This is a genomic window from Halapricum sp. CBA1109, from assembly GCF_009741825.1.
In the GTDB taxonomy this organism is placed as follows: domain Archaea; phylum Halobacteriota; class Halobacteria; order Halobacteriales; family Haloarculaceae; genus Halapricum.
Genome location: NZ_WPCA01000165.1, coordinates 1 through 5,321 on the forward strand (window position 1 = coordinate 1; position 5,321 = coordinate 5,321).

The 5,321-nt window shown below is 67.4% G+C and carries 4 protein-coding genes and 1 pseudogene; 1 reads left to right on the top strand and 4 read right to left on the bottom strand.

Translation table 11 applies throughout. From position 1 onward, the window contains the following. Positions 1-83: 83 nt before the first annotated feature. From GJ629_RS17285 to GJ629_RS14060, 3 genes are all read right to left on the bottom strand, one after another. Positions 84-227: a hypothetical protein gene (locus GJ629_RS17285; RefSeq protein ID WP_231754644.1), complete on the bottom strand. Its 144-nt coding sequence runs from the start codon at positions 225-227 to the stop codon at positions 84-86. A gap of 264 nt (positions 228-491) precedes the next feature. Further along, the gene (locus GJ629_RS14055) at positions 492-752 is read right to left on the bottom strand and encodes an AbrB/MazE/SpoVT family DNA-binding domain-containing protein (RefSeq protein WP_157513600.1); all 261 of its coding nucleotides are present in this window, start codon (positions 750-752) and stop codon (positions 492-494) included. A gap of 61 nt (positions 753-813) precedes the next feature. Then, complete coding sequence (locus GJ629_RS14060) at positions 814-2,331, bottom strand: aldehyde dehydrogenase family protein (protein WP_157513601.1); 1,518 nt, start codon at positions 2,329-2,331, stop codon at positions 814-816. A 96-nt stretch (positions 2,332-2,427) separates the two neighbouring features. On the opposite strand from GJ629_RS14060, the gene GJ629_RS14065 reads away from it, so the two are divergent. Continuing rightward, the gene (locus GJ629_RS14065; protein WP_157513602.1) at positions 2,428-3,480 is read left to right on the top strand and encodes a YihY/virulence factor BrkB family protein; all 1,053 of its coding nucleotides are present in this window, start codon (positions 2,428-2,430) and stop codon (positions 3,478-3,480) included. Here GJ629_RS14065 and GJ629_RS14070 read toward each other — a convergent pair. Further along, positions 3,477-5,321 (bottom strand): annotated as a pseudogene (locus GJ629_RS14070) (AAA family ATPase); the annotation flags it as partial. The gene GJ629_RS14065 and the pseudogene GJ629_RS14070 overlap by 4 nt on opposite strands.

The following is a 5,321-nucleotide window of genomic DNA, read 5'->3' on the forward strand; positions in this document are numbered from 1 at the left end:
CGAAGTCCATCTCGCGGTGAGGGTGCGTACTGGCCGCTCCCTTCGGTCGCGGCCAGCCTATTTTGACTGAGAGACTCGCGGACTCACGACCAGCGTGTCTCGTAGCCGGCGTCGACGATAGCGCCGTCGGTCGTGATGATCGCATCGGTGTTCCGTGCACGGTGGCTGGCGACAACCATCCCGTCGTGAATACTGAACTCGTCGACCAACTGGGCGTACTCTCCCATCTCGCATCGTCGGCTGGGGCGATAGCGACGGGGCCATTTCCGACTAGCGCCTGTCTGGCTTCCTCCGGCGTCCCGGAGAGGGTGACACCCCGTACGTCCTTGTCACGGGAGACCGAGTACAGTACCTCGGCGAGCGCCGTGCTCGGGGCTTGGACGACGGTCTCCCCGGCCTCGGCCTCCGCAAAGATCCGATCGGCCTCGCTCGGAAGCGCATCGACGAGGTAGGTCAACAACGACACGGCGTCAGCAGTGTACACCGCCATCTCAGCCGTCCTCGTAGTTGCGGTCCCGGCGGTCGCGGACACGGTTGCCCAACTCCTCGGCGATCTCCTCGCGCTTCGCTTCGGGCGTGTCCTCGGGGACGAGCATCCCGCGTCCGCTCGTGCGAGTGCGCTTCTTGACGACGATTCCCTCGTCGGTATCGATCCATATCACCTCGTCACCGGGCTCTAAGTCGTATTTTTTGCGAAGGTCCTTGGGTATCGTCGCCTGGCCTTTCTCCGTGACACGGGTCGAGTTAGCCATACTGTGTAATACTACCGGTATTATCTTAGATGTGGGGGTTCTTCCTGTCCATCGGAGCGTATCACTCCCCGTCGGTCGTGATGTCCGCCGAGAGCCCTTGGGCCATCTCGATGTCCTCGTCGTTATTTAAGGTCCACGCCGTCCGGTCGGTGACGGCCTCGATGACCTCGCGGGCGTGGGGCGCGCCGACGCCGGATTTTTTCACACCGCCGAAGGGCAACTGCACCTCCGCGCCGATGCACGGGAGGTTGCCGTAGGCCAGTCCGACCTCGGCGCGGTCGCGGTAGTAGTTTATCTGTCGGTAGTCCTCGGCGATGACGGCCCCAGCGAGGCCGTAGTCGACGGCGTTGTGCATCTCGACGGCGCGTTCGATGCCGCCGCTGTACTCGATCAGCGCCACGTGCGGGCCGAACACCTCCTCGGTGAGACAGCGCGCGTCCGGGTCGTACTCCATCTCGTAGACGAACGGTCCGACCCAGAAGCCCTCGTCGTAGCCGTCGGGCAGCATCGTCTCCGGCAGGTCCGCGCGGTCGACCAGCACCTCGGCGCCCTCGCTCCGGGCGAGGTCGTTGTAGCGGTGGAACTTCTCGACCTGTTCGCGGTCGACGACCGGGCCCATAAACGTCTCCTCGTCCAGCGGATCGCCGACCCGAACGGACTGGGCGACGTCGACGAACCGCGACTTGAACTCGTCGTAGACGTCCTCGTGGACGATCAGGCGCTCGCTGGAGACACAGCGCTGGCCGGTGGTCTTGAAACTGGACATCACCGCGGCGTGGACGGCGATGTCCAAGTCGGCGGTGTCGGTGACCACGATGGCGTTTTTCCCGCCCATCTCACAGCAGGCGCTACGGCCGCTCTGTCCGCCGATCTTGTCGGCGACGCTGTGACCGACTTCTGCCGAACCGGTAAAGAGGACCGTGTCCACGCGGTCGTCTTCGACGATGGCGTTGCCGGCGTCGCCGTAGCCCTGCACGAGGTTGAACACGCCGTCGGGGATGCCCGCGTCGGCCATCATCTCCGCGACGACGTGGCCACACCACGGCGTCTGTTCGGCCGGTTTCCAGACGACGGTGTTGCCCTCGACCAGCGCGACTGCCATGTGCCAGAAGGGGATGGCGACCGGGAAGTTCCACGGCGTGATACAGCCGACGACGCCGCGGGGCTTCCGGCGCATATAGCTGTCTTTGGCGGCTATCTCGCTCGGAACGATGTCGCCGTGGGGGTGGCGGGCGTTGCCGGCGGCCCACTCGACCATATGCCACGCCTCGGTCACGTCCGCCCGACCCTCGCTGATCTCCTTGCCACACTCCCGCGTGACGACCTCGCCGAGTTCGTCGTGGCGGTCCCGGAGCTCGTGAAAGACGTCCCAGAGGTGCTCCGCACGGTCGATGTACGAGCGCTCGCGCCACGAGTCGAAGGCGTCCGCGGCGGCGGCGACGGCCCGCGATACGTCCTCGGGTGTCCCCTGCGGGAACGACCCCAGCGTCTCCCGGGTCGCGGGGTCGACGCTCTCGAACTCCTCCCCGCTGGCACCGCCTGTCCACTCGCCGTCGATGTAGTGGGCGTGTGACGACATACCAGTATCTTGGTGGCGAGTGTCAATAAAGATGATACCACACACCAAGCGGTCGGCGGTACGCAGCTTCTTCACCGGGGGCGACCAACCGCGGGTATGAACGTCGACGTGCGACGGGTCGAGCGAGTGGTGCGGGCGATGGTCCACGAGACGCGCGTGGAGAAGATTCCGTTTCTCGCGGGGAGCATCGCCTACCACGCGTTCGTCTCGCTGTTGCCGCTGTTCGGCCTCCTCCTGTACGTCGCCTCGGGGCTTGGCAACGCGACACTTGAGACGGGACTGATCAGACTGGGGCGGGCCATCTTCACCGAGGGGACACAGGACCTCCTCGTCGCTGAGATGCGGGCCGCGAGCCAGTCGACGGGGCTGTCACTGCTGGGAATCGGCGTCCTCGTCTGGGGGACCCTGCGCATCTTCCGCGGGCTGGACACCGCCTTCTCGGACATCTATGAGACGGAGGCCGCCAACTCCTTTCTCGACCAACTCGCCGACGGCGCGCTCGTGTTGGTGACGTTCGCCGTCGGTGTCGCCCTGTCGCTGGCAGTGTTCCGACTCCTCCCGAGCGGCGGCGTCGGGGACCTACTGGAACCGATAGTGCTGGTCGCCGGCCTCACGCTCACGCTGTTGCCGATGTACTACGTCTTCCCGGACACGGACGTGTCGGTCCTCGAAGTCCTCCCCGGAACGGCGTTCGCCGCGGCGGGACTGGCCGTCTTTCAGGCGGGCTTTCAGGTGTACGTCCGCTCGGGCGAGCAGAACGTCGTCGGCGGCATCCTCCTCCTTTTGACGTGGCTGTACGTCTCGGGACTGGTCGTCCTGCTGGGCGTAGTCCTCAACGCCGTCCTCTCGAACCGGAGCGCCGACGTGAGCATCCGGCCGGTCGTCGGCGGCGTGAGCCCCCTCTCCGGTGGCGGCGACTGGAACCAGACCGAACTGACTCACGCGCTCTCGACGCTCGACGCCCGTATCGACGCGCGGACGCCGCTGGGTATCGACGTCGACGGCGAGCGCATCGACCTCCCGGCCCCGCAGCGTGTCGAGATAGCGACCGACGAGTCGCTGCTCGGGATGGGGACGAAAGAGATGGCGCTCACCCTGCGGTGGATTCCACGTGCCGACGAGAAGGAACCGGATGAGAGAGACAGTTAGCGCTGCCCGTGCTCCTCGTCCAGCGCCGCCTCGAAGTGCGCAAGCGTGAGTTCGACCTCGTCGGCGTGGTCGTTGGCGTCCTCGGGACCGTAGGCCGTCGCCACCTCGTCGATGGCGAGGAGTGCCGCCTCCCGGATTACCGCAGCCAGTTCCGCTCCCGAGAACCCCTCCGTTCGGACGACGATGTCCTCGATATCGACGTCCTCGGCCAGCGGTTTCCCCTCGGTGTGGACCGCCAGTATCTTCCGGCGGCCCTCGGCGTCGGGCAGGCCTACCTCGACGTGTTCCTCCAGTCGACCCGGCCGCAGGAGGGCGTCGTCGATGGCGTCTTTCCGGTTGGTCGCGCCGATGACGACGATGTTCGGGTTGTCGACGACACCGTCTAGCTCGGTCAACAGCTGTGAGACGACGCGTTCGGTCACCTCGTGGGTCTCCCCGCGGGTGCCCGCGACGGCGTCTATCTCGTCGAGGAAGACGATAGTCGGGGCCGTCTGGCGGGCCAACTCGAACACCTCCCGGACGGACTCCTCGGACTCGCCGACGTAGCGGTCTAGCAACTCCGGTCCGTTGACGTGGACGAAGTTGACGCCGCTCTCGCCGGCCAGTGCCCGGGCGAGCAGGGTCTTGCCCGTCCCGGGCGGGCCATACAGCAGGACGCCGCTGGGCGGGTCGGTGTCGGCGGCGTCGAACAGCGGGCCGTACAGAAGCGGCCACTCGACGGCCTGTTCGAGGGTCGCTTTCGCGTCCTCGAGGCCGCCCACGTCCGAGAAGTCGACCGCCGGCGACTCGGCGACGTACTCCCGCATCGCGGAGGGTTCGACCCCGGCCATCGCGGCGTCGAAGTCGGCGCGGCCGACCGACGGGGCCTCCCGGTCCCGGCGGATGGCGTGCATCGCCGCCTCGGTCGCCAGCGACGCGATGTCCGCGCCGACGAACCCGTGCGTTCGCTCGGCGAGGGTGTCCAGATCCACGTCCTCGGCCAGCGGCATCCCGCGGGTGTGGACGTCGAGAATCTCCCGGCGGCCCTCGGCGTCGGGGACGCGACCTCTATCTCGCGGTCGAAGCGCCCGCCGCGGCGCAGCGCCGGATCGACGGCGTCGACGCGGTTGGTCGCCCCGATGACGACGACGCGGCCGCGGTCCTCGAGGCCGTCCATCAGCGTCAGCAGTTGGGCGACCACGCGGTTCTCCATATCGCTGTCCTCGTCGCGGCGCCGCGATGGAGTCCACCTCGTCGATGAACAGGATGGCCGGCGCATTCTCGGCCGCGCGGTCGAACGCCGCCCGGAGTTGCTCCTCGCTCTCGCCTTTGTATTTGGAGACGATTTCGGGCCCGGAGATGACGTCGAAGTAGGCGTCGACCTCGTTTGCGACCGCCCGCGCGATGAGCGTCTTCCCGGTCCCCGGCGGACCATAGAGGAGGACGCCGCTTGGCGGGTCGACCGACAACCGACGGAACACGTCCGGGTCCGACAGCGGCAACTCCACCATCTCCCGGACTTTCTCCAGTTCGTCGTCGAGGCCCCCGATGTCCTCGTAGGTCGCGCCGCTGGGGTCGGTGCCGGACTCGCCGTCGCTCTCGCTCCCGTCGTCGCCGCCGTCGTCGCTCCCCGCAGACTCGTCGGCAGCCGACGGCGGCGCGACGCTGACCTCGGTGCTGTCGACCACGCGGACCGACCCGCCGGGCGTCGTCTCGAGGATGGTGAACGTCCCGGCCCCCTCGACGTGGAACTGCTCGCCGGCGCGGACCGGCCGGTCCAGCAGGGTGTCGACGACCAGCGGTGCCGCCGCCCCGCGGTTCATATCGGTGAGTGGTTCGGTCGGCGCGACCCGCACCTCGTC

Bases quoted from the DNA above. Each gene is read 5' to 3' on its own strand.
- GJ629_RS17285 (WP_231754644.1), bottom strand. From the start codon at position 227: ATGGGAGAGTACGCCCAGTTGGTCGACGAGTTCAGTATTCACGACGGG.
- GJ629_RS14055 (WP_157513600.1), bottom strand. From the start codon at position 752: ATGGCTAACTCGACCCGTGTCACGGAGAAAGGCCAGGCGACGATACCC.
- GJ629_RS14060 (WP_157513601.1), bottom strand. From the start codon at position 2,331: ATGTCGTCACACGCCCACTACATCGACGGCGAGTGGACAGGCGGTGCC.
- GJ629_RS14065 (WP_157513602.1), top strand. From the start codon at position 2,428: ATGAACGTCGACGTGCGACGGGTCGAGCGAGTGGTGCGGGCGATGGTC.